Raw genomic sequence first — 22,046 nt, forward strand, 5'->3', positions numbered from 1 at the left:
TGTCGGCGGGGAGCGATAGCCTCACCACGCAGGTGTTCTGCGCGGGTGTTCGGTTCGATCGGGAGGATGGCGGCGCGTGCGCGTACTGGGGGTGGACCCGGGGCTGACCCGCTGCGGCGTCGGCGTGGTGGACGGCGAGGCGGGCCGCTCGCTGCGGATGGTCGCCTGCGGCGTGGTCCGCACCCCCGCCGACGAGGACGTGGCGCACCGGCTGCTGAAGATCGAGCAGGGCCTGGAGCTGTGGTTCGACCAGCACCGGCCCGAACTCGTCGCGGTGGAACGGGTCTTCGCCCAGCACAACGTCCGCACGGTGATGGGCACCGCGCAGGCCAGCGCGGTCGCCATGCTCTGCGCCACCCGCCGCGGCATCCCGGTCACCCTGCACACCCCCAGCGAGGTCAAGGCCGCTGTCACCGGCAACGGCCGGGCCGACAAGGCACAGGTCGGGGCGATGGTCACCCGGCTGCTGCGGCTGGACGCACCGCCCAAGCCGGCCGACGCCGCCGACGCGCTGGCGCTGGCCATCTGCCACATCTGGCGCGGCGCGGCCACCGACCGGATCGCCGCCGCGGTCGCCCGTACCGCCCCGGCCGCCGCCCGCACCGCCGCTCCCCGCACCGCCGCTCCCCGCACCGCCGCTGCCAGCGTGGCCGGGTCGGGCGTCCCGACCGGCCGCCGTCCCAAGGAGTACCGCCGATGATCGCCTTCGTCAGTGGCCCGGTGGCCGCCCTCGGCCCCGCCTCGGCCGTGATCGAGGTCGGCGGGGTCGGCATGCTGGTCCAGTGCGCGCCCGCGGTGCTGGCCCCGCTGCGGATCGGCGAGGAGGCCCGGCTGGCCACCTCCCTGGTGGTGCGTGAGGACTCACTCACCCTCTACGGCTTCGTCGACGACGACGAGCGGCAGACCTTCGAACTGCTGCAGACCGCCAGCGGCATCGGCCCCAAGGTGGCCCAGGCCATGCTGGCCGTGCACAGCCCGGACGCGCTGCGCACCGCCGTCCTGCGCGGCGACGCCAAGGCGCTCACCGCCGTGCCCGGGATCGGCCCCAAGGGCGCGCAGAAGCTGCTGATCGAGCTCAAGGACCGGCTCGGCGCGCCCACCGGCGCCGGGGTCGGCCGCCAGCGCGCCGTCGCGGCCGGGCCCGCGCCCTGGTCCGAGCAGCTGCACGCGGCCCTGGTCGGCCTCGGCTTCGCCCCGCGCGAGGCCGAGGACGCCGTGGTCGCGGTCACCCCCGAGGCCGAGGCCCAGGCCAAGCCCGACATCTCGGCCCTGCTCCGCAGCGCCCTCCGAACCCGCAACCGCACCCGCTGAGGACCGCCGCCGTGAACCCCTATGACGAACCCTCAGCCCCCGGCGCCGGGCCCGGCCTCTCGCCGGTCTCGGCCGGGGCGGACGGCGAGGACCGCGCGGTCGAGGCCGCGCTGCGCCCCAGGGACCTGGACGAGTTCATCGGCCAGGAGCGGGTCCGTGAGCAGCTCTCGCTGGTGCTCCAGGCGGCCCGGCATCGCGCCGCCACCCCGGACCACGTGCTGCTCAGCGGTCCGCCCGGACTCGGCAAGACCACCCTGGCGATGATCATCGCGGCCGAGCTGAACGCCCCGATCCGGATCACCTCGGGCCCCGCCATCCAGCACGCCGGAGACCTCGCCGCGATCCTCTCCTCGCTGACCGAGGGCGAGGTGCTGTTCCTGGACGAGATCCATCGGATGTCCCGGCCGGCCGAGGAGATGCTCTACATGGCGATGGAGGACTTCCGGGTCGACGTCATCGTCGGCAAGGGCCCGGGGGCCACCGCCATCCCGCTGGAGCTGCCGCCGTTCACCCTGGTCGGCGCGACCACCAGGGCCGGGCTGCTGCCGCCGCCGCTGCGGGACCGGTTCGGCTTCACCGGCCACATGGAGTTCTACGCCCCGGCCGAGCTGGAGCGGGTGATCCACCGCTCGGCCCGGCTGCTGGACGTGCAGATCGACGCCGACGCCGCCGCGGAGATCGCCGGGCGCTCCCGCGGCACCCCCCGGATCGCCAACCGGCTGCTGCGCAGGGTCCGCGACTACGCCCAGGTCAGGCATGACGGCCTGGTCAACCAGGAGATCGCCGCGGCGGCCCTGGCGGTGTACGAGGTGGACGCCCGCGGCCTGGACCGGTTGGACCGCGCGGTGCTGCACGCCCTGCTCAAGCTGTTCGGCGGCGGCCCGGTCGGCCTGTCCACGCTGGCGGTGGCGGTGGGGGAGGAGAGCGAGACGGTCGAGGAGGTCGCCGAGCCGTTCCTTGTCCGCGAGGGCCTGCTGGCCCGGACCCCGCGCGGCCGGATCGCCACCGCCGCGGCCTGGGCGCACCTCGGGATCACCCCCCCGCAGGCCCCTCCGCACGCCGCTCTGCCGACCCAGCAGGAGCTGTTCCGGACCGGCTCCGAGGGCGGCTCGGAGGAATGATCGGACGGACAGGTGTGCGCGAGGCTCGCGTTTCATGGAACCGGGGTGACATGCTCTACGTTGTCCGTCCACGGTGGGTCGCCTAGACTCCGCCCTTGCCACCCCCATCAGAACGTGGCAGTCCGCCCCCCATGACAGGCCGCTTCCCCTGCGGCCTCGCAAAGGATCAGTCAGTCATGAGTTCCTCCTCTCTCCTCATCGTCATGGTCGTCATGATGGGGGCCATGTTCATGATGACCCGCTCTGCCAAGAAGAAGCAGGCAGCGGCGTCCGAGATGCGCAACAAGATGGAGCCCGGCTCCGGTGTGCGCACCATCGGCGGCATGTACGCCCTGGTCAAGGCCGTGAACGACGACTCCGTCGAGCTTGAGGTCGCCCCCGGCGTGCACGCGATCTACTCCAAGAGCGCCGTCGCGGTCGTGCTGGACGGCGCCGAGTACAACCGCATCGTCCACGGTGACGAGCCCGAGGACGACGAGGTCGACGGCGACGCCGAGGCCGAGGACCTGACCGCGGGCGAGACCGAGGCCCCGATCGCGCTCGACAAGGCCCCCAGCCTGGAAAAGCCGGTCGACGCCCCCGCGGACGAGACCGGGGCGGCGGCCGAGACGGCCGCGGAGGAGCCCGTGGCAGACAAGGGCGTCAGCGCCAAGTAGCCTGCCCCCAACGGCATACGTTCCGGAGGCTCCGCCTCCGGGTCGGCTTCACCCGACCGCTGCGTCGTGGCCGTGCCCACCCCCTGTCCGCCGGGACCCCGGCGGTGGTGGCGCGTCCCACCCACGGCATGGACAGAGAGAATCGAGAAGGTGGCATCACCGAAATCCCGTCCGCGTGACGGATACCCGGGGCGTGCGCTGAGTCTGGTCCTGGTGGCCGTCGTGGCCCTGGTGGGCATCATGTTCGCCACCGGGAACACCACGCCGCACCTCGGCATCGACCTCAAGGGCGGCACCAGCATCACGGCACAGGCGGCCCCGCCGCCCGGAAAGCCGGCCAGCGCGGTCAACTCCACCAGCCTCAACGAGACCGTGGCGATCCTGAACAAGCGGTTCAACGCCTTCGGTGTCTCCGAGGCCCAGGTGCAGACCGAGGGCAGCAAGAACATCGTGGTGACGCTGCCTGCCGGGACCGACCCCACGACGGCCGAGGAGCAGATCACCAAGTCCGCGGTGATGTACTTCCGCCCGGTGATCGCCACAGCCTTCTCCGGGACCGCTCCGGCCGCCGCGCCCACCCCCACCGCCTCGGGCTCCGCCACCGCGACTCCCTCCGCCACCGCGACCGGTTCCACGGTCGCGACCGCGCCGTCCAGCGCGGCCACCCCGACCGCGGCCAAGACCCAGGGCGACGCCGTCACCGGCGACCTCAAGGCGGCCAGCACGGCCAGCGCCACCGCGGCAGGCACGCCGTCGGCCGCCGCGACGGTCGCCCCGTCGACCCCGGCTGCGCCGCCGGCGGCCGGCACCGCCACCATCGCCGGCTCGCAGCAGGGCAGCCCCCCGTCCGACATCGCCACCCAGTTCAACAACCTGGACTGCTCCAAGGCCGCGCAGCGGAAGGACTACCAGCTCTCGGAGACCGGCAATACCGTCGCCTGCTCCTCGGACGGCAGCGCCGGCTGGATCAAGTACGCGCTCGGCCCGGTCGCCGTGCCCGGCACCGACATCAGCAACGCCTCGGCCGGCCTGAGCCAGCAGACCGGGCAGTGGCAGGTGGACCTCGGCTTCAACGGCTCGGGCAACGCGAAGTTCGGCAAGGTCACCACCCAGCTGTCCGGCAACTCGGCCAAGCCGCCGACCAACCAGTTCGCGATCGTGCTCGACGGCGCGGTGGTGTCCGCCCCGTCGGTCAACACCCCGATCCTCGGCGGCCAGGCGCAGATCACCGGCAACTTCGACCAGAAGTCCGCCAACGACCTTGCCACCGTGCTGAACGCCGGTGCCATCCCGCTGACGCTCACCCTGCCGGACGTCACCACCGTCTCGCCCGAGCTCGGCGGCAGCCAGCTCACCGCCGGGATGGTCTCCGGCGCGATCGGCCTGGCCCTGGTGGTGCTCTACTCGCTGCTGTACTACCGCGGCCTCGGCCTGGTGGCCATCGCCGGCCTGATGGTCTCGGCGGCGCTGACCTACTCGCTGATGTGCCTGCTCGGTGCGGGGATCCAGTTCACCCTGAACCTGCCGGCGGTCTGCGGCGCCATCGTGGCCATCGGTATCACCGCGGACTCCTTCGTCGTCTACTTCGAGAGAATCCGCGACGAACTCCGGCACGGCACCTCGCTGCGCCCGGCCGTGCAGCGGGCCTGGCCCAAGGCCCGGCGCACCATCCTGGTCGCGGACTTCGTGTCCTTCCTGGCCGCCGCGGTGCTGTACTTCTTCACCGTCGGCAAGGTCCAGGGCTTCGCGTTCACGCTGGGCCTGACCACCCTGCTCGACGTCGTGGTGATCTTCCTCTTCACCAAGCCGTTGATCACGCTGCTGGCCCGCCGCCGGTTCTTCGCCGACGGCCACCCCATGTCGGGGCTCGACCCCAAGCGCCTCGGCGTGCGACCGCCGCTGCGCGGTGGCCGTCGGCCGCTCCCCGCCGCCCCGAAGGAGGCTTGAGCAGATGTCGCGTTTCGGCAACTTCGGCCACCGGCTGTACACCGGTGAGGTCGGCTTCGACTTCGTCGGCCGCCGTAAGCTCTGGGTGATCATCTCCGGGGTGATCCTGCTGGCCGCCGTGCTCGGCCTCGGGCTGCGCGGACTGAACCTCGGCATCGAGTTCAAGGGCGGCCAGATCTACACGATCACCAAGCCCGGAATCAGCGTCAGCCAAGCCCAGACCGCCGCCGACAAGATCACCGGCGACAACACGCCGCTGGTGCAGTCGGCGAAGAGCTCCAAGGGCGAGCAGATCACGATCCAGATCAGCACCGGGGAGAAAAAGAGCACCCAGGAGATGGTCAACGGGCTGTCGACCGAACTGGGTGTCCCGGCCGGGTCGATCAGCACCCAGGAGATCGGCGCCAGCTGGGGCAAGGACATCAGCCAGAAGGCGCTCTACGGTCTGATCGCCTTCATGATCCTGGTGACGCTCTACCTCGCCGTCGCCTTCGAGTGGCGACTAGCGGTCGGCGCCCTGGTCGCGCTGCTGCACGACCTGGTGATCACCGTCGGCGTCTACGCCCTGCTGGGCTTCAGCGTCACCTCCGGCACGGTGATCGGCTTCCTGACCGTCCTCGGCTACTCGCTGTACGACACGGTCGTGGTCTTCGACGGCCTCAAGGACGCCACCAAGTCCCTGGGCAGCCAGACCAGGCTGAACTACAGCGACGCGGCCAACCGCTCGCTGAACAGCACCCTGGTCCGGTCGGTCAACACCACGATCCTGGCGCTGCTGCCGGTCGCCGCGCTGCTGTTCATCGGCGGCGGGCTGCTCGGCGCCGGGACGCTGAACGACATCTCGCTCGCCCTGTTCGTCGGCCTGAGCGCCGGCGCCTACTCCTCGATCTGCGTCGCCACCCCGCTGGTGGCCTGGCTCAAGGAGAAGCAGCCGGAGAACATCGCGCTGGCCAAGAAGGTCGCCCTGCGCAAGGCCGCCGACGCCAAGGCCGAGGCCGCCGGCCTCACCGTGGCCAAGGACGACGACCCCCAGGACGTCGACGAGGACGACGAGGGGAACATCCCCGTCGGCAGCGGCAGCGGAACCGTCACGTCGACCGGCGTCCGCCGCCAGCCGACCAACCGCAGCCGCAGCGACCGCCGGTCCACCGGCCGGCGCAAGTGACCGAGAGGCAGCAGACCGTATGAGCACCGACGACCTGGCCGCGCGCCTGGCCGCCCGGATCCGCGACGTCCCCGACTACCCCAAGCCCGGAGTGGTCTTCAAGGACATCGCACCGCTGCTGGACGACGCCGAGGCCTTCGCCGGCCTGGTCGACCACCTGGCGGAGCGGGCCAGGGCGCTGGGCGCGACCAAGGTCGTCGGGCTTGAGGCGCGCGGCTTCATCCTGGCCGCTCCGGCCGCCTACGCGGCCGGGGCGGGCTTCGTCCCGGTCCGCAAGGAGGGCAAGCTCCCGGGCGCCCTGCACCGGCAGTCCTACGACCTGGAGTACGGCTCCGCGGTGGTGGAGGTCCAGCAGGACGCCTTCACCCCCGGTGAGCGGGTGCTGGTGGTCGACGACGTGCTCGCCACCGGCGGCACCGTCGAGGCCTCGCTCGACCTGGTCCGCCGGGCCGGGGCGGAGCTGGCCGGGGTGGTGGTGCTGATGGAGCTGGGCTTCCTCGGCGGCCGTGAGCGCCTCGCCCCGCACCTGGGCGGCGCACCGCTGGAAGCGATCATCGCGATCTGAGGCACGTTCCGACGAGGCGGCTCCCGGCACCGGCCGGGGGCCGCCTCCGTCGTACCCGGCGATTCGATCTCTTACGATCGACGCCAGAGGTATGCGGGGCGGAGTGCAAGCAGAAACACGGGGGCTCGTCGTGCGGTTCAATCTTCTCGGACCAGTGGGTGTCGAAGTCGGCGGGAGCGAGCCGGCGGTTCCGTCGGGGATGCCCCGGATGGTGCTCCTGGTCCTCCTGCTCCACGCGAACCAGGTGGTCTCCACGGAGCAGTTGACCGTGGCGGTGTGGGGGGGAGCGTCCACCGGCGACGGCTGCCGCGGGCCTCCGGAACCACGTGCTGCGTCTGCGTCGGCAACTGGGCCGGGAGGCCGGGGCGCGTATCCGGACGGTCGCGCCCGGGTACCGGGTCGACGTCCTCGACGGGGAACTGGACGAGGCCGAATTCCTCCTGGGCTGCCGTACCGGGCACTCCCTGCTCGCGAGGGGGGACCACCAGGGTGCGAGCCGCGCCCTGGCCGCTGCCCTCGCCCTGTGGCGCGGCGATCCGTTGACCGACCTTCCGCAGACCGCCGATGTGCTGGTCCGGGTCCGGCAACTGCTGGAGACCAGGCTGACAGCCTGGCAGGACCGGATAGCGGCCGACCTGTCCCTGGGGCGGCACCAGGAACTGGTCCCGGAACTCCGCGGACTGGCCGGGGCGCATCCGCTCCGAGAGGCGCTGCACGGCCAGCTGATGCTGGCGCTGTACCGGTCCGGTCGGCAGGCGGAGGCACTGGAGGCCTTCCAAGCGCTGCGCCGGACCCTGGTCGACGAGTTGGGTGTGGAGCCCTCCGGGCCGCTGCGGCACCTGCACAGCCGCATCCTCGGCTCGGATCCCGCACTCGGCCCTGATCCCGTACCCCGCCCGGACAGCGGGCAGGGCGGGGGCGCCGAAGGAGCGGAACCCGAGGCGCACGCCCCCGTGACGATCCCTGACGGTGCCGATGCCGTGGCCGCCGCCTCCGGACCGCGGAACAGCGGCTCCGGGGTCCGGCAGCTTCCGGCGGACACCCGCGCGTTCACCGGCCGCTCCGGGGAACTGCTGACATTGCTCGCCCTGGCGGAACAGGCGGACGCGGCCGGAGCCGACGGGCCGGACGGACCGGACGTCGGCACGGTCGTGGTCTCCGCCATCGACGGCATGGGCGGAGTGGGCAAGACCGCCCTCGTGGTGCACGCCGCGCACCGGCTGGCCGAGCGGTTCCCGGACGGCCAGCTGTTCCTCGACCTGCACGGCCACACACCCGGCCGGGCACCGCTGACCTCGGCCGAGGCCCTGGGGCGGCTGCTCCGCTCGCTCGGCGCGGATCCCCGCTCCATCCCCGGAGAGCCTGGTGAACGCGCCGCGTTCTACCGGGACCGGCTGGCCGGGACCCGGACGCTGATCCTGCTGGACAACGCCGCGAGCACGGCCCAGGTCCGGCCGTTGCTGCCGGGTGCTCCGGGAAGCCTGGTGCTCATCACCAGCCGTCGCCGACTGGCCGGCCTGGACGACGCGGACCCGCTGCACCTGGACCCGCTGTCCCGTGCCGAGGCACGCGCGCTGCTGCACACCGTGGCCGGGACGGAGCGGCTGCCGGTGGGGAATCCGGCGACCGAGGAGATCATCTCCCTCTGTGGCTGCCTGCCCCAGGCGCTGCGGATCATCGCGGCCAGGCTGCGCCACCACCCGGTGCTACGGCCTGAGGAACTGGCTGCGCTGCTGCGGGACGAGAAGGCACGCCTCGACCATCTCAGCGACGGGGAGCGGAGCCTGGTGGTCGACTTCGACTGCTCCTACAGCGCCTTGCCGGCCGCCGAGCAACTGCTCTTTCGGCGTCTCAGCCTGGTGCCCGGCGCCGACTTCGACGGCTGTGCCGCAGCGGCCCTGCTGGGCCCGGCCGCGACCGGGCGGGAGCCGGCGGACGCGGAGCGGCTGCTGGAGTCACTGCTGGACCGGAATCTGCTCGTCCAGCAGGCTCCGGGGCGGTACCGCTTCCATGACCTGGTCCAGCTCTACGCCCGCGGCGTGGCGGCGGGCGCCGGGGCAGGGGGACCGGAGGCGTGGGAGCACGAGGCCGCCCGGGAGCGGTTGCTCGACTACTACGCCGGCACCGAGCAGCCTCCTTCGGTGACACCCGCAGTGCTGTCGGCGCTGACCCTCGTCCCTCAGGGCTCCTGCGCGTTCTGATCAAGGAAGTATGCGAAGTATTACGCGGATCATACGCCGCTGTTATCAGTTCCTGTAAGGATTACTTCAGTTGGTCATTTCACCTTCGCAATCATTTGTCCGGAAATGCACGAGACTCTGGAGAATTCATGTCCCGTATAGCCAAGACCATCACCCGGGCGGGGCTGCTCACGGTGGCGGTGCCGGCGCTGGCCTTCGCCGCCACGCTGCCCGCGCACGCGGCGGCGGCGCCGAACATCATCAAGCCCATGAGCAGCGGCGGTGGCTGCATCACCCAGGGGACCGAGGGCGACTCCGTCGAGGCGTGCATCAGTGCCTCGGGGACCACGGTGAAGTCGGACGGCTACTTCAACAAGATGCCGAAGTGCACCACGGTCACCATTTTCCTCGAAGACACGGGGACGGGTCAGGAGTGGACCCACGTGGAGAGCTGCGGCCTCGGCCACCACGGCCCCATCGGCATTACCGGGACCAAGGGCCACAACTACCGGACGGTCATCACCGTGACCGAGCCCGGCAACAACTACTCCGTCAGCATCAGCCCCACCCTGCACCTCTCGTAACCGGGTCCGGCTGGGCCGCCGAGCCGGGTGCCACCCGGCTCGGCGGCGGCGCCCCGCACGGCCGAATCCGTCACTCGGTATCATGAAGCATCGCCGTACCGTCCAGTCGGCGCGATGCATCAGGAGAGCAATTGCCGGACGAGGTCGTGCCCACCGCTGCCGACGCGCAGGACGGCGCCTCCGCTGCCCCGGGCACCCCGGCTGCCAAGGCCCCGAGCGCCCCGGTCGCCAAGGACGGGGCGTCGGTCGCGCCGCGCCCTGTCGCGCCCTCGCCCAGCCGGGTGCGGGCCCGGCTCGCCCGGCTCGGCGGCCAGCGCACCAGCACCCTCAACCCGGTCCTCGAACCGCTGTTCCGGATCGTCCGCGGCAACGACCCCAAGGCCGACCTGGTCACCCTGGAGCGGGCCTACCAGATCGCCGAGCGCTGGCACCGCGGCCAGAAGCGCAAGAGCGGCGACCCGTACATCACCCACCCGCTGGCCGTCGCCACCATCCTGGCCGAGCTGGGGATGGACACCGCGACGCTGATGGCGGGCCTGCTGCACGACACCGTCGAGGACACCGACTACGGCCTGGAGACGCTGCGCCGCGACTTCGGCGACACCGTCGCGATGCTGGTCGACGGCGTCACCAAGCTGGACAAGGTCAAGTTCGGCGAGGCCGCGCAGGCCGAGACGGTCCGCAAGATGGTCGTGGCAATGGCCAAGGACCCGCGGGTGCTGGTGATCAAGCTGGCCGACCGGCTGCACAACATGCGGACCATGCGCTACCTCAAGCGCGAGAAGCAGGAGAAGAAGGCCAGGGAGACCCTGGAGATCTACGCTCCGCTGGCGCACCGCCTCGGGATGAACACCATCAAGTGGGAGCTGGAGGACCTCGCCTTCGCGATCCTCTACCCCAAGATGTACGACGAGATCGTCCGCCTGGTCGCCGAGCGCGCCCCCAAGCGGGACGAGTACCTCACCACGGTCACCGACCAGGTCGTCGGCGACTTCCGGGCGGCCAGGATCAAGGCGACCGTCACCGGGCGCCCCAAGCACTACTACAGCGTCTACCAGAAGATGATCGTCCGCGGTCGCGACTTCGCCGAGATCTACGACCTGGTGGGCATCCGGGTCCTGGTCGACTCGGTCCGCGACTGCTACGCGGCGCTGGGCACCATCCACGCGCGGTGGAACCCGGTGCCGGGGCGGTTCAAGGACTACATCGCGATGCCCAAGTTCAACATGTACCAGTCGCTGCACACCACGGTGATCGGCCCCGGCGGCAAGCCGGTCGAGCTGCAGATCCGCACCTTCGACATGCACCGCCGCGCCGAGTACGGCATCGCCGCGCACTGGAAGTACAAGCAGCAGGCCGTCGCCGGGACGTCCAAGGTCCGCACCGACACCCCGTCCGGCAAGAGCGGCAAGGCCGACACCGTCAACGAGATGGCCTGGTTGCGCCAGCTGCTGGACTGGCAGAAGGAGACCGAGGACCCGAGCGAGTTCCTGGAGTCGCTGCGCTTCGACCTCTCCAACAACGAGGTCTTCGTGTTCACCCCCAAGGGCGACGTGATAGCGCTGCCGGCCGGGGCCACCCCGGTCGACTTCGCCTACGCCGTCCACACCGAGGTGGGCCACCGGACCATAGGGGCCCGGGTCAACGGCCGCCTGGTGCCGCTGGAGAGCACCCTCGACAACGGCGACATGGTCGAGGTCTTCACCTCCAAGGCCGCCAACGCCGCGCCCTCCCGGGACTGGCTCGGCTTCGTCAAGTCGCCGCGGGCCCGCAACAAGATCCGGGCCTGGTTCTCCAAGGAGCGCCGCGAGGAGGCGATCGAGCAGGGCAAGGAGGCGATCACCCGGGCCATGCGCAAGCAGGGCCTGCCGCTGCAGCGGATCCTCACCGGCGACTCCCTGGTCACCCTGGCCCACGAGATGCGCTACCCGGACATCTCGTCCCTCTACGCCGCCATCGGCGAGGGCCACGTCTCGGCGCAGACCATCGTGCAGAAGCTGGTCCAGGCGCTCGGCGGCGAGGAGGGCGCGACCGAGGACATCGCCGAGACCGCCACCCCGTCGACCAGCACCGGCCGCCGCAGTCGGCGGGCCGCCAACGACCCCGGCGTGGTGGTCAAGGGCGTGGCCGACGTCTGGGTCAAGCTCTCCCGCTGCTGCACCCCGGTGCCGGGCGACCCCATCGTCGGCTTCGTCACCCGCGGCAACGGCGTCTCGGTGCACCGCGCCGACTGCGTCAACGTGGACGCGCTGGCGCAGCAGCAGGAGCGGATGGTCGAGGTCGAGTGGGCGCCGACCCAGTCCTCGGTGTTCCTGGTCGCGATCCAGGTCGAGGCGCTGGACCGGTCCCGGCTGCTCTCCGACGTCACCCGGGTGCTCTCGGACCAGCACGTCAACATCCTGTCGGCGGCGGTGCAGACCTCCCGGGACCGGGTGGCGATGAGCCGGTTCACCTTCGAGATGGGCGACCCCAAGCACCTCGGGCACGTGCTCAAGGCCGTCCGCGGGGTCGAGGGCGTCTACGACGTCTACCGGGTCACCAGCGCCCGGCCGAAGTAGCCCGGACACGCTTGAGGCCCTACCGCGAAACGGTAGGGCCTCAGCCGTGGGGCGGGGTCGGTCTCAGCCGCCGAACTCCTGGAGCCCCTTCAGGGCCTGGTCGAGCAGCTCACGGCGGCCCTCAAGCTCCTTCTCCAGCTTGGCGACGCGCCCGCTGTCGTTCTTGGCGCGGGCCGCCTCGATCTGCTGCTCCAGCTTGTCCACGGCCGCCTGGAGCAGCCCGGTCATACCCTGCGCACGGGCGCGGGCCTCCGGGTTGCTGCGCTGCCACTCGGCCTCCTCGGCCTCGCGGATGGCGCGGTCCACCGTGTGCAGCCGGGCCTCCAGCTTCGGCCGGGCGTCGCGCGGGACGTGGCCGATCTCCTCCCAGCGCTCGCTGACGCCGCGGTAGGACGCCTTGACCGCCTTGAGGTCGCTGATCGGCAGCAGCGCCTCGGCCTCGACCAGCAGGGCCTCCTTGAGCTTCTGGTTCTCCCGCTCCTCGGCGTCGCGCTCGTCGAACACCGCCGAGCGGGCCTGGAAGAACACGTCCTGGGCGCCGCGGAAGCGGGCCCACAGCTCGTCCTCGGCCTCGCGCTGGGCCCGTCCGGCCGCCTTCCAGTCCGCCATCAGCTCGCGGTAGCGGGCCGCGGTGGCGCCCCAGTCGGTCGAGTTGGACAGCGACTCGGCCTCCTTGGCCAGCCGCTCCTTGACCTGGCGGGCCTCGTCGCGCTGGAGGTCCAGGGTGGCGAAGTGCGCCTTGCGGTGCTTGGAGAAGGTCGAGCGGGCGTGCGAGAAGCGGTGCCACAGCTCGTCGTCGGACTTCCGGTCCAACCGGGGCAGGCCCTTCCAGGTGTCCACCAGGGCCCGCAGCCGGTCCCCGGCCTCGCGCCACTGGTTGGACTCGGCGAGCTGCTCGGCCTCGGCGACCAGCACCTCCTTGGCGGCCTTGGCCTCGTCCTGGGCCTTCGCGCGGGCCGCCTTGCGCTCCTCGCGACGGCTGTCGACCTCGCCGACCAGCGCCTCCAGGCGCGCGGCCAGCGCGGCCAGGTCACCGACCGCGTGGCCCTCGGCGACCTGCGCGCGCAGGTGGTCGATCGCGGTCATCGCGTCCTTCGCCGCCAGGTCCGTGCTACGGACCCGGCGCTCCAGCAGGCCGATCTCGACGGACATGCCCTCGTACTTCCGGGTGAAGTAGGCGAGAGCCTCGTCGGGGGAGCCCGCCTGCCACGAGCCGACGACGCGTTCGCCCTCGGCCGTCCGCACGTAGACGGTCCCCTCGTCGTCGACACGGCCCCACGGGTCGCTGGTCACAGCGCCTCCTCCATATGGCGGCTCGTCGTCCGGGGACGAGGGCCGCCTTCCACAGTTCGTTGTCCGGCTGGGCGCGAAAGCTTCGCCGCCGGGTCAGGGCACCCTACAAGACGCCAACATAGGCGACCGGCACCGGTGCTGTCCGTATCCCGGCGGCGAAAACTGCGCCAGCGCGCCGTCAGGCTGTGATCAGCCCTTCTTGACGCTCACCGTGTTCATGACGACCGTCTGCAGCGGGTGCCCGTCGCCGGTGCCGTTGGCGTTGTCCGAACCGGCCGCGGCGATCTTCGTCAGCACGTCCATGCCGCCGGTGACGGTGCCGAACGGGGTGTAGTTGGCCGGGAGCTGGCTGTCCTTGTAGACCAGGAAGAACTGGCTGCCGTTGGTGTTCGGGCCCGAGTTGGCCATCGCCACGGTGCCGGCCGGGTAGGTGCCGCCCTTGATCGCCGGAGCGGTCAGGTTCTCGTCCTTGAAGGTGTAGCCCGGACTGCCGGAGCCGGTACCGGTCGGGTCGCCGCACTGCAGCACGTTGAGGCCGCCGCTGGTCAGCCGGTGGCAGGAGACGTGGTCGAAGTAGTGCTGCCCGGCCAGGAACACGAACGAGTTGACCGTGTGCGGGGCGTTCGCCGCGTCCAGCTTCAGGGTGACCGGGCCGCAGTTGGTGTCCAGCGTCGCGGTGTAGGCCGCGGTGGTGGTGATGGTCATGGCCGGCTCGGTCTTCCACTGCTTCGAGCCCGGGGTGCCGGCCGCCGGGGTGGTGCAGCCGGCCACGTGCGCCGACCCGGCCTTGGGCCCGGCGCTGGCACTGGCGGTGGCCGAGGCGGTCGGGGTCGGGGCCGCGGCGGTCGTCTTCTTGTCGCTCTTGGAGGTCATCGCCCAGGCCCCGACACCGGCCCCGGCCAGCACGATCACCACGGCGCCGATGACCGCGGTGCGCTGGCGGGCCCGCCGTACGGCCTGGGCCCGGTTCCTCGCCTGGCGCTCCAGCCTCAGCCGCTCCAGTTCCCGGCGCCGCTTCTCCTTGTCCTTCGGGAGGGGCTTGCTGGGCCTGTCGTTGGGTGCCACCGACCGTCACTCCTTCACTTTCGCCACACCGAGCCGGTGAGGACCTTCTAACCCGTTGGCCGCTCAGTGTAGGGATGGAATCTGTAAGCGGAAGGCCAGCCCTGCCCGTGGACGTCCGGCAACTGGTTCGCGATCGTCCCCGCAGCGCCGGTAGGCTGCCAGCATCTTCCTCCGTACATAAGGAATCACGTGTTCATCGCCGGTTTCCCCGCAGGGGCCTGGGGCACCAACTGCTACCTGGTCGCCCCCGCCGCCGGCGAGGAGTGCGTCATCGTCGACCCGGGCCACCAGGCCGCCGCCGGGGTCGAGGAGGCCGTCCGCGAGCACGGGCTCAAGCCGGTCGCGGTGGTCCTCACGCACGGGCACATCGACCACGTCGCCTCGGTCGTGCCGGTCTGCGGCGCCCGCGGCATCCCGGCCTGGATCCACCCCGAGGACCGCTACATGCTGGCCGACCCGGAGAAGGCCCTCGGCCGGGCGCTGGGCGCTCAGTTGATGGGCGAGCTGACCGTGGGCGAGCCGGACGACGTCCGGACCCTCACCGACGGCAGTGTGCTGGAGCTGGCCGGGCTGCGGCTCACCGTCGACCACGCGCCGGGCCATACCGGGGGGTCGGTGACCTTCAGGACGCCCGCTGCGCCGGAGCTGCCCCCGGTGCTCTTCTCGGGCGACCTGCTGTTCGCCGGCTCCGTAGGACGTTCGGATCTCCCCGGCGGCGACCCCGACGCTCTCCTGCGCTCGCTGGCACGCGTGTGCCTGCCGCTCCAGGACGAGACCGTGGTGCTGTCCGGACACGGCCCCCAGACCACCATCGGCCGCGAGCGCGCGAGCAACCCCTACCTGCTCCAGGTGGCGGGCGCGACCTCGGCCGAGCCCGGCGCCCCCCGCCGGGGACTCTGAATTCGAGACGAGACGTGAGCAACTCCTTCCAGGCCCCCAAGGGCACGTACGACATCCTGCCCGCCGACTCCGCCCGCGTGCTCGCGGTGCGCGAGGCCATCGCCGCGCCGCTGCGCCGGGCCGGGTACGGCTACATCGAGACGCCGGTGTTCGAGGACGTGAAGCTGTTCTCCCGCGGTGTCGGCGAGTCCACCGACATCGTCTCCAAGGAGATGTTCACCCTCACCACGATCGGCGGCGACGAGCTGGCGCTGCGTCCCGAGGGCACCGCCTCGGTGTTGCGAGCCGCGCTGGAGGCCAATCTGCACCGGATCGGCAACCTCCCGGTGAAGCTCTGGTACAGCGGCTCGCAGTACCGCTACGAGAAGCCGCAGAAGGGCCGCTACCGCCAGTTCTGGCAGGTCGGCGCGGAGGCGATCGGCGCCGAGGACCCGTTCCTGGACGCCGAGTTGATCATTCTCGCGGCCGACGCCTACCGCTCGCTCGGACTGCGGAACTTCCGGATCCTGCTGAACAGCCTCGGCGACAAGCAGTGCCGCCCGGTCTACCGGGCCGCGCTGCAGGAGTTCCTGCGCGGCCTCGACCTGGACGCCGACACGGTCCGCCGGGCCGAGATCAACCCGCTCCGGGTGCTCGACGACAAGCGGCCCGACGTACGGAAGCAGCTGGTCGGCGCGCCCGCGCTGGTCGACTTCCTGTGCGAGGAGTGCAAGGCGTACCACGAGCAGGTCCGCGAGATCCTGACCGCGGCCGACGTGGCCTTCGAGGACGACCCCAACCTGGTCCGCGGCCTGGACTACTACACCCGCACCACCTTCGAGTTCGTGCACGACGGCCTCGGCTCGCAGTCCGCGGTCGGCGGCGGCGGGCGGTACGACGGACTGTCCGAGATGATCGGCGGCCCGGCGCTGCCCTCGGTCGGCTGGGCGCTCGGCGTGGACCGGACCGTGCTGGCGCTGGAGGCCGAGGGCATCGAACTGCCCAACCCGGCCGCGAGCGACGTCTTCGCCGTCCCGCTCGGCGAGGAGGCCCGGCGGGTGCTGTTCGGCGCGGTGACCGCGCTGCGCCGGGAGGGCCTGTCCGCCGACCTCGTCTACGGCGGCAAGGGCCTCAAGGCCGCGATGAAGGCCGCCGACCGCTCCGGCGCGCGCTTCGCCGTGGTCGCAGGCGATCGCGATCTCGCCGACGGCCTGGTGCAGCTCAAGGACCTCACCACGGGCGAGCAGACCCCGGTCGCCCTGGACGCTCTCGTATCCACCCTGAAGGAGAAGCTGAAGTGATCCGCAGCCATGAAGCCGGCACGCTCCGCCCGGAGCACGCCGGCGCCACCGTGACCCTCGCAGGCTGGGTGGCCCGCCGCCGCGACCACGGCGGTGTCGCCTTCATCGACCTGCGCGACGCCTCCGGCACCGTCCAGGTCGTCGTCCGCGACCTGGAGGCGGTCTCCGAGCTGCGCTCCGAGTGGTGCGTCAAGATCGTCGGCGAGGTCCGGGTCCGCCCCGAGGGCAACGCCAACACCGAGATCCCGACCGGCGAGGTCGAGGTCGTGGTGAACGAGCTGACCGTGCTCTCCGAGTCCGCCGCGCTGCCGTTCCAGGTCGCCGAGTACGAGCCGGGATCGGTGAACGAGGAGGTCCGGCTCCGCTACCGCTACCTCGACCTGCGCCGCGAGGGCCCGGCCAAGGCGCTGCGGCTGCGCTCGCGGGCCACCCACATCATCCGCACGGTGATGGAGGAGAACGACTTCCTCGACATCGAGACCCCGTACCTGACCCGCTCCACCCCCGAGGGCGCGCGCGACTTCCTGGTGCCGGTCCGGCTCCAGCCGGGCCACTGGTACGCCCTGCCGCAGTCGCCGCAGCTGTTCAAGCAGCTGCTGATGGTGGCCGGGATGGAGCGCTACTACCAGATCGCCCGCTGCTTCCGGGACGAGGACTTCCGCGCCGACCGCCAGCCGGAGTTCACCCAGCTCGACGTCGAGGCCTCGTTCGTGGACCAGGAGGACATCCTGGCGCTCGGCGAGAAGCTGGTCTCCCGGATCTGGGGCGAGGTGCACGGCCACCAGGTGCAGCTCCCGCTGCCGCGGCTGACCTACGCCGAGGCGATGTCCCGCTACGGCTCGGACAAGCCCGACGTCCGCTTCGGCAACGAACTCGCCGACCTGACCGAGTACTTCGCGGGCACCGAGTTCCGGGTCTTCCAGGCCCCCTACGTCGGCGCGGTGGTGATGCCCGGCGGCGCCGGGCAGCCGCGCAAGCAGCTGGACGCCTGGCAGGACTGGGCCAAGGCGCGCGGCGCCCGCGGCCTGGCCTACGTCCTGGTGGACGAGGACGGCTCGCTGCGCGGCCCGGTCGCCAAGAACCTCTCCGAGGCGCACCTGTCCGGCCTGGCCGAGGCGGCCGGAGCCAAGCCCGGCGACGCGGTCTTCTTCGCCGCGGGCAAGCGCACCGCCTCGCAGGAGCTGCTGGGCGCGGCCCGGCTGGAGATCGGCCGCCGCTGCGACCTGATCGACGAGTCGGCGTGGGCCTTCCTCTGGGTGGTCGACTTCCCGATGTTCGAGCCGATCGAGGACGACAAGGGCGAGTTCCAGGGCTGGCACGCGGTGCACCACCCGTTCACCGCCCCCACCGCCGAGTCGATGGACACCTTCGACAAGGACCCGGGCAACGCCCTCTCCAACGCCTACGACCTGGTCCTGAACGGGTCCGAGATCGGCGGCGGCTCGATCCGTATCCACCAGAAGGACGTCCAGAAGCGGGCCTTCGACGCGATCGGCCTGACCGAGGAGGAGGCCCAGTCGCAGTTCGGCTTCCTGCTCGACGCCTTCGACTTCGGCCCGCCGCCGCACGGCGGCATCGCGCTGGGCCTGGACCGCCTGGTCGCCCTGCTCGGCGGCTACGACACCATCCGCGACGTGATGGCCTTCCCGAAGACCTCCACCGGCGGCGACCCGCTGACCGGCGCGCCCACGCCGATCACGGCGCAGCAGCGCAAGGAGGCAGGCGTCGACGCCAAGCCCAAGTCGGAGCAGTCGGAGGACTGACCCGGGTTCCCCGAACCACGCGTGGGGGCAGGCACCGAACAGGGTGCCTGCCCCCCGACGTCAGGCGGGGTACGGGTGCCAGCTGGCGCTGTCCAGGTGAAGTGCTCCCTGGGCCAGCGGGACGGTGATGCCCTGGCCGAAGATCCCCTCGGAGTGCTGGGTGTAGACGTGTGACGCGGCCTGGTGCTCCAGGAGGTGCCAGGTTCCGGGGCGCGGGTCGACGATCAAGTACCAGCCGATGCCGTGCTCGGCGTACAGCTCCCGCTTGGTGTGCCAGTCGTCGTGCCAGGCCCGCTTCCCGGGCGAGACAACCTCGACGACGACCTGCAGCAGTTGGACCGGGAGATCACGGACCGTCAGGTCGACGTCATCGAGCCGCAAGATCACCACATCAGGGCGCGGCGTGCCGTCGGTGCCCAGGTCGATTCCACGCTCGCCCCAGGCGTCGTACGGCTCGCCGACCTGGCGGACGATCGACTTCCCGACCAGGTCGTGCAGCATCGTCGGGTTCGCCTGCATGACGATCTCGCCGCCGTAGTACTGGGCGCGCACGCCGCTGGGCTCCTGGAAGTCGGCCCAGACGCGGTCCATGTCGGTCATGCCGCGATTCTATCGAGTACCCCACGGGAAGCAGCCGGCCTGGCCTGTAGCACGGTGCTACTGTGGGAATATGGCGACCATACTGGCGCGGCGCGCGCGTATCCGTGGTGACCGGCACCAGGTGACCCTGCCTCCGGAGATCCGGGAGGCCCTGCACGTCCGGTCCGGGGACGAGATCGAGTTCGCGGTGGACGAGGACGGTCGGGTCACCGTGCGCGGGTACGTCTCGATCCCGGCCGACCAGGCCTGGTTCTTCACGCCCGAGTGGCAGGCGGGGGAGCAGGAGGCACGGGAGCAGAAGGCCCGTGGCGAGGGCGACGGCTACGACACCGACGAGGAGTTCCTCGCCTCGTTCGACGAGTCCGGCTGATGCCCACGTACCTTCGGCTGCTCCGGTTCAATCGCGACTGGGCGAGTCTCACCGCTGAGCAGCAGGCGCGTTTCCGGATCGCTGTCGCGGTGTTCGTCGCGGACCTGCGCAAGGGCGAGGGGTTCCGGCCGAGCCTGAGGGTGAAGAAGATGTCCGGGTTCGACGTCTGGGAGATGACCTGGGCCGCGGACGGGCGGGCGACGTTCAGCTACGGCGAGGAGACCCGGCCGGGCGAGGTTCACATCGTGTGGCACCGGATCGGAACGCATGACATCTTCCGCAAGCCGGAGTGACCGGGCTCGGTCCGTCCGGACCGGGAGGTGCGCGGGCGGACGGACCGAAGGCGGACGGACCGAAGGCGGACGGACCGAAGGCGGACGGACCGAGGGCGAGTCGGCTACAACCGGGACAGGTAGCCGTTGTCGACCAGCCAGAGGACGTTGAGCTGGGTCGGGGCGCCGGGGACGAGGGTGCCGTCCAGCTGGTACTGGCGGCCGAGGCCGGGCTGGCCGAACCAGGGGGCGATCGGGCCCGCGTCCACCGTGAACGGCTTGAGGACGCGGTAGTCGTGGTAGTTGCAGCTGCCCGCCGGGACGCTGTCCAGGCTGGACGGCGGGATCGAGCGGGCGGCGTAGGGGAGGCCCTCGGGGGCGAGGAACGCGCCGTACTCGCTGCCGAAGCGGTCGATGTCGGTGCCGGGGCGCAGCGTCTGGGGGCCCTCGATCGGCTGCCCGGCGCGGTCCAGCAGGTAGCCGTTGTCCGGCGGGTAGATCCAGCCGGGGGAGCCGGAGTTGGCGGTCGGGCTGTAGTACTGCGCCAGCAGCCGCGCGTCGCTGCCGAGGTCGCCGGAGCGGCTGTAGCCGAGGAGTTCGAAGCCGACCCGGCCCAGCAGCGGCAGCTGCTGCGGGCCGAGCCGGGAGTCGTCGTGGTGGAAGGCGGTGGAGCACTGGTCCAGCGGGGTGCCTGCGGCCTGCGCGCTGCCGGTGCTGAGCAGCGTGCCGGTGAGCAGGGCGGTGGCCGCGACGAGCGCGGCCAGAGTCCGTCGGATGCGCAAGGGTTCTCCCGGAATCGTTCTGTGATCACACGTGTGCGTACAGTGATCATCCAAGGGGATCCGACGGTGTCCGGTCAAGAGCGCACGCGGGCGCGGAGCGCATAGGGTTCAGGGCATGGAACCGGACCTCTTCACCGCCGCCGCGGAGGAACGCCAGAGCCAGGAGCCGAACCGCTCGCCGCTCGCGGTGCGGATGCGGCCGCGGACCCTGGAGGAGGTGGCCGGACAGCGGCGGCTGCTCGGGGCCGGTTCGCCGCTGTGGCGGCTGGTGGCCGGGGCCGGGGGACCGGCGGCGACCTCCTCGGTGATCCTCTGGGGCCCGCCCGGCACCGGGAAGACCACGCTCGCGTATGTGATCAGCCAGGCCACCGACAAGCGCTTCGTCGAGCTGTCCGCGATCACCGCCGGGGTCAAGGAGGTGCGCGCGGTGATCGAGTCGGCCCGTCGCGAGACCGGCGCCTCCGGCCGGGAGACCACGCTGTTCCTGGACGAGATCCACCGCTTCTCCAAGGCGCAGCAGGACAGCCTGCTGCCCGCCGTGGAGAACCGCTGGATCACCCTGATCGCGGCGACCACCGAGAACCCCTTCTTCTCGGTGATCTCCCCCCTGCTCTCCCGCTCGCTGCTGCTCACCCTGGAGTCGCTGACCGAGGACGACGTCCGCGAGCTGCTGCGCCGCGCGGTGGCCGACGAGCGCGGCCTGGCGGGCGCGGTGACCCTGGCCGAGGACGCCGAGGAGCACCTGGTCCGGATCGCCGGCGGCGACGCCCGCAAGGCGCTGACCGCGCTGGAGGCCGCGGCCGGGTCGGCGCTGGAGCTGGGGGAGGCGGACGTCCGGCTGGAGACGGTCGAGCAGGCCGTGGACAAGGCGGCGGTGCGCTACGACCGGGACGGCGACCAGCACTACGACGTGGCCAGCGCGCTGATCAAGTCGATCCGCGGCAGCGACGTGGACGCGGCGCTGCACTACCTGGCCCGGATGATCGAGGCGGGCGAGGACCCCCGCTTCATCGCCCGCCGGCTGATGATCTCGGCCAGCGAGGACATCGGCCTGGCCGACCCCAACGCGCTGCCGATCGCGGTGGCCGCGACCCAGGCGGTGGCCATGATCGGCTTCCCGGAGGCGTCGCTGACCCTCTCCCACGCGGTGATCGCGCTGGCGCTGGCGCCCAAGTCCAACGCCGCGACGGTCGCCATCGGCGAGGCCCTGGCCGACGTCCGCAAGGGCCTGGTCGGGCCGGTCCCGCCGCACCTGCGGGACGGCCACTACGCGGGGGCGAAGAAGCTCGGCCACGCCCAGGGCTACGTCTACCCGCACGACCTGCCGGACGGCGTCGCCGCCCAGCAGTACGCACCGGACGCGGTGCACGGGCGGACGTACTACCGGCCGACCCGGCGCGGCGGGGAGTCGCGCTACGCGGACATCGCCGACTGGGTGCGCGGCAAACTGCGCGGCCAGTAGCGGACAGCGGTGACCAGGGGCCGACGGCGGTGGTCGGGAGCACCGCGCGGCGTCCGTTAGGATGGTCCGAAGCGAGATGTCCCGTGTCCGGATGCGAGTCCGGCCGTCACCAGCGGGGCGTCATACAGGGAGCCGCCACCGGCAACACGGTGGCTCCAGGAGCGTCGCGCAC

Annotated in this window: 20 protein-coding genes; 16 read left to right on the plus strand and 4 right to left on the minus strand. The window is 71.6% G+C overall.

The window, feature by feature from the left end:
* The first annotated feature begins 76 nt into the window (after positions 1–76).
* From ruvC to ACEZDE_RS04885, 10 genes are all read left to right on the plus strand, one after another.
* The gene (ruvC, locus tag ACEZDE_RS04840) at positions 77–700 is read left to right on the plus strand and encodes a crossover junction endodeoxyribonuclease RuvC (RefSeq protein WP_380532636.1); all 624 of its coding nucleotides are present in this window, start codon (positions 77–79) and stop codon (positions 698–700) included.
* Positions 697–1,311: a Holliday junction branch migration protein RuvA gene (gene ruvA / locus ACEZDE_RS04845; protein ID WP_380532638.1), complete on the plus strand. Its 615-nt coding sequence runs from the start codon at positions 697–699 to the stop codon at positions 1,309–1,311. Before ruvC ends, ruvA begins: the two co-directional genes overlap by 4 nt.
* 11 nt (positions 1,312–1,322) lie before the next feature.
* Entirely contained in the window at positions 1,323–2,432 is a 1,110-nt protein-coding gene (gene ruvB, locus ACEZDE_RS04850) for a Holliday junction branch migration DNA helicase RuvB (protein ID WP_380532640.1), read from the plus strand.
* A 176-nt stretch (positions 2,433–2,608) separates the two neighbouring features.
* A complete protein-coding gene (yajC, locus tag ACEZDE_RS04855) occupies positions 2,609–3,088 on the plus strand; it encodes a preprotein translocase subunit YajC (RefSeq protein ID WP_380532643.1) in 480 nt (159 codons plus the stop codon).
* A 213-nt stretch (positions 3,089–3,301) separates the two neighbouring features.
* Positions 3,302–5,035, plus strand: coding sequence for a protein translocase subunit SecD (gene secD / locus ACEZDE_RS04860; RefSeq protein WP_380532646.1), 1,734 nt, complete (start codon positions 3,302–3,304; stop codon positions 5,033–5,035).
* Positions 5,036–5,039: 4 nt separating this feature from the next.
* Positions 5,040–6,200: a protein translocase subunit SecF gene (secF, locus tag ACEZDE_RS04865; RefSeq protein WP_380532648.1), complete on the plus strand. Its 1,161-nt coding sequence runs from the start codon at positions 5,040–5,042 to the stop codon at positions 6,198–6,200.
* 19 nt (positions 6,201–6,219) lie between these two features.
* Positions 6,220–6,765, plus strand: a complete 546-nt coding sequence (locus ACEZDE_RS04870; RefSeq protein ID WP_380532651.1) for an adenine phosphoribosyltransferase — start codon at positions 6,220–6,222, stop codon at positions 6,763–6,765.
* Between the two features lie 326 nt (positions 6,766–7,091).
* Positions 7,092–8,966, plus strand: a complete 1,875-nt coding sequence (locus tag ACEZDE_RS04875) for an AfsR/SARP family transcriptional regulator (RefSeq protein ID WP_380532654.1) — start codon at positions 7,092–7,094, stop codon at positions 8,964–8,966.
* A gap of 128 nt (positions 8,967–9,094) precedes the next feature.
* A complete protein-coding gene (locus ACEZDE_RS04880) occupies positions 9,095–9,529 on the plus strand; it encodes a hypothetical protein (RefSeq protein ID WP_380532657.1) in 435 nt (144 codons plus the stop codon).
* Between the two features lie 131 nt (positions 9,530–9,660).
* On the plus strand, positions 9,661–12,087 hold the full coding sequence (locus ACEZDE_RS04885) for a RelA/SpoT family protein (RefSeq protein ID WP_380532660.1): 2,427 nt from the start codon (positions 9,661–9,663) through the stop codon (positions 12,085–12,087).
* Positions 12,088–12,150: 63 nt separating this feature from the next.
* Here the strand turns inward: ACEZDE_RS04885 and ACEZDE_RS04890 are convergent, their stop codons facing one another.
* Entirely contained in the window at positions 12,151–13,380 is a 1,230-nt protein-coding gene (locus ACEZDE_RS04890) for a DUF349 domain-containing protein (protein ID WP_380532663.1), read from the minus strand.
* 189 nt (positions 13,381–13,569) lie between these two features.
* The gene (locus ACEZDE_RS04895) at positions 13,570–14,445 is read right to left on the minus strand and encodes a peptidylprolyl isomerase (RefSeq protein WP_380532666.1); all 876 of its coding nucleotides are present in this window, start codon (positions 14,443–14,445) and stop codon (positions 13,570–13,572) included.
* Positions 14,446–14,634: 189 nt separating this feature from the next.
* On the opposite strand from ACEZDE_RS04895, the gene ACEZDE_RS04900 reads away from it, so the two are divergent.
* The 3 genes from ACEZDE_RS04900 to aspS are packed head-to-tail and all read left to right on the plus strand — an operon-like array spanning position 14,635 to position 18,388.
* Complete coding sequence (locus ACEZDE_RS04900; protein WP_380532669.1) at positions 14,635–15,345, plus strand: MBL fold metallo-hydrolase; 711 nt, start codon at positions 14,635–14,637, stop codon at positions 15,343–15,345.
* A 14-nt stretch (positions 15,346–15,359) separates the two neighbouring features.
* The gene (hisS, locus tag ACEZDE_RS04905) at positions 15,360–16,625 is read left to right on the plus strand and encodes a histidine--tRNA ligase (RefSeq protein WP_380532671.1); all 1,266 of its coding nucleotides are present in this window, start codon (positions 15,360–15,362) and stop codon (positions 16,623–16,625) included.
* Positions 16,622–18,388, plus strand: coding sequence for an aspartate--tRNA ligase (aspS, locus tag ACEZDE_RS04910; RefSeq protein ID WP_380532674.1), 1,767 nt, complete (start codon positions 16,622–16,624; stop codon positions 18,386–18,388). The genes hisS and aspS overlap by 4 nt, the downstream gene beginning before the upstream one ends.
* A 60-nt stretch (positions 18,389–18,448) precedes the next feature.
* Here aspS and ACEZDE_RS04915 read toward each other — a convergent pair whose 3' ends face one another.
* Positions 18,449–18,988 carry a Uma2 family endonuclease gene (locus ACEZDE_RS04915; protein WP_380532677.1) on the minus strand — a complete coding sequence of 180 codons (540 nt, stop codon included), beginning with the start codon at positions 18,986–18,988 and terminating at the stop codon, positions 18,449–18,451.
* Between the two features lie 70 nt (positions 18,989–19,058).
* On the opposite strand from ACEZDE_RS04915, the gene ACEZDE_RS04920 reads away from it, so the two are divergent.
* Positions 19,059–19,358 carry an AbrB/MazE/SpoVT family DNA-binding domain-containing protein gene (locus tag ACEZDE_RS04920; protein WP_380532680.1) on the plus strand — a complete coding sequence of 100 codons (300 nt, stop codon included), beginning with the start codon at positions 19,059–19,061 and terminating at the stop codon, positions 19,356–19,358.
* Complete coding sequence (locus tag ACEZDE_RS04925; RefSeq protein WP_380532683.1) at positions 19,358–19,651, plus strand: hypothetical protein; 294 nt, start codon at positions 19,358–19,360, stop codon at positions 19,649–19,651. Before ACEZDE_RS04920 ends, ACEZDE_RS04925 begins: the two co-directional genes overlap by 1 nt.
* Before the next feature lie 104 nt (positions 19,652–19,755).
* Here the strand turns inward: ACEZDE_RS04925 and ACEZDE_RS04930 are convergent, their stop codons facing one another.
* A complete protein-coding gene (locus ACEZDE_RS04930) occupies positions 19,756–20,412 on the minus strand; it encodes a TNT domain-containing protein (RefSeq protein WP_380532686.1) in 657 nt (218 codons plus the stop codon).
* 115 nt (positions 20,413–20,527) lie between these two features.
* Between ACEZDE_RS04930 and ACEZDE_RS04935 the strand changes: the two genes are divergently transcribed.
* Entirely contained in the window at positions 20,528–21,874 is a 1,347-nt protein-coding gene (locus ACEZDE_RS04935) for a replication-associated recombination protein A (protein WP_380532689.1), read from the plus strand.
* Positions 21,875–22,046: the final 172 nt, after the last annotated feature.

This window comes from Streptacidiphilus cavernicola, assembly GCF_042510955.1.
GTDB lineage: Bacteria > Actinomycetota > Actinomycetes > Streptomycetales > Streptomycetaceae > Streptacidiphilus > Streptacidiphilus cavernicola.

Bases quoted from the DNA above. Each gene is read 5' to 3' on its own strand.
- ruvA (WP_380532638.1), top strand. From the start codon at position 697: ATGATCGCCTTCGTCAGTGGCCCGGTGGCCGCCCTCGGCCCCGCCTCG.
- yajC (WP_380532643.1), top strand. From the start codon at position 2,609: ATGAGTTCCTCCTCTCTCCTCATCGTCATGGTCGTCATGATGGGGGCC.
- secF (WP_380532648.1), top strand. From the start codon at position 5,040: ATGTCGCGTTTCGGCAACTTCGGCCACCGGCTGTACACCGGTGAGGTC.
- ACEZDE_RS04870 (WP_380532651.1), top strand. From the start codon at position 6,220: ATGAGCACCGACGACCTGGCCGCGCGCCTGGCCGCCCGGATCCGCGAC.
- ACEZDE_RS04880 (WP_380532657.1), top strand. From the start codon at position 9,095: ATGTCCCGTATAGCCAAGACCATCACCCGGGCGGGGCTGCTCACGGTG.
- ACEZDE_RS04915 (WP_380532677.1), bottom strand. From the start codon at position 18,988: ATGACCGACATGGACCGCGTCTGGGCCGACTTCCAGGAGCCCAGCGGC.
- ACEZDE_RS04920 (WP_380532680.1), top strand. From the start codon at position 19,059: ATGGCGACCATACTGGCGCGGCGCGCGCGTATCCGTGGTGACCGGCAC.
- ACEZDE_RS04925 (WP_380532683.1), top strand. From the start codon at position 19,358: ATGCCCACGTACCTTCGGCTGCTCCGGTTCAATCGCGACTGGGCGAGT.
- ACEZDE_RS04935 (WP_380532689.1), top strand. From the start codon at position 20,528: ATGGAACCGGACCTCTTCACCGCCGCCGCGGAGGAACGCCAGAGCCAG.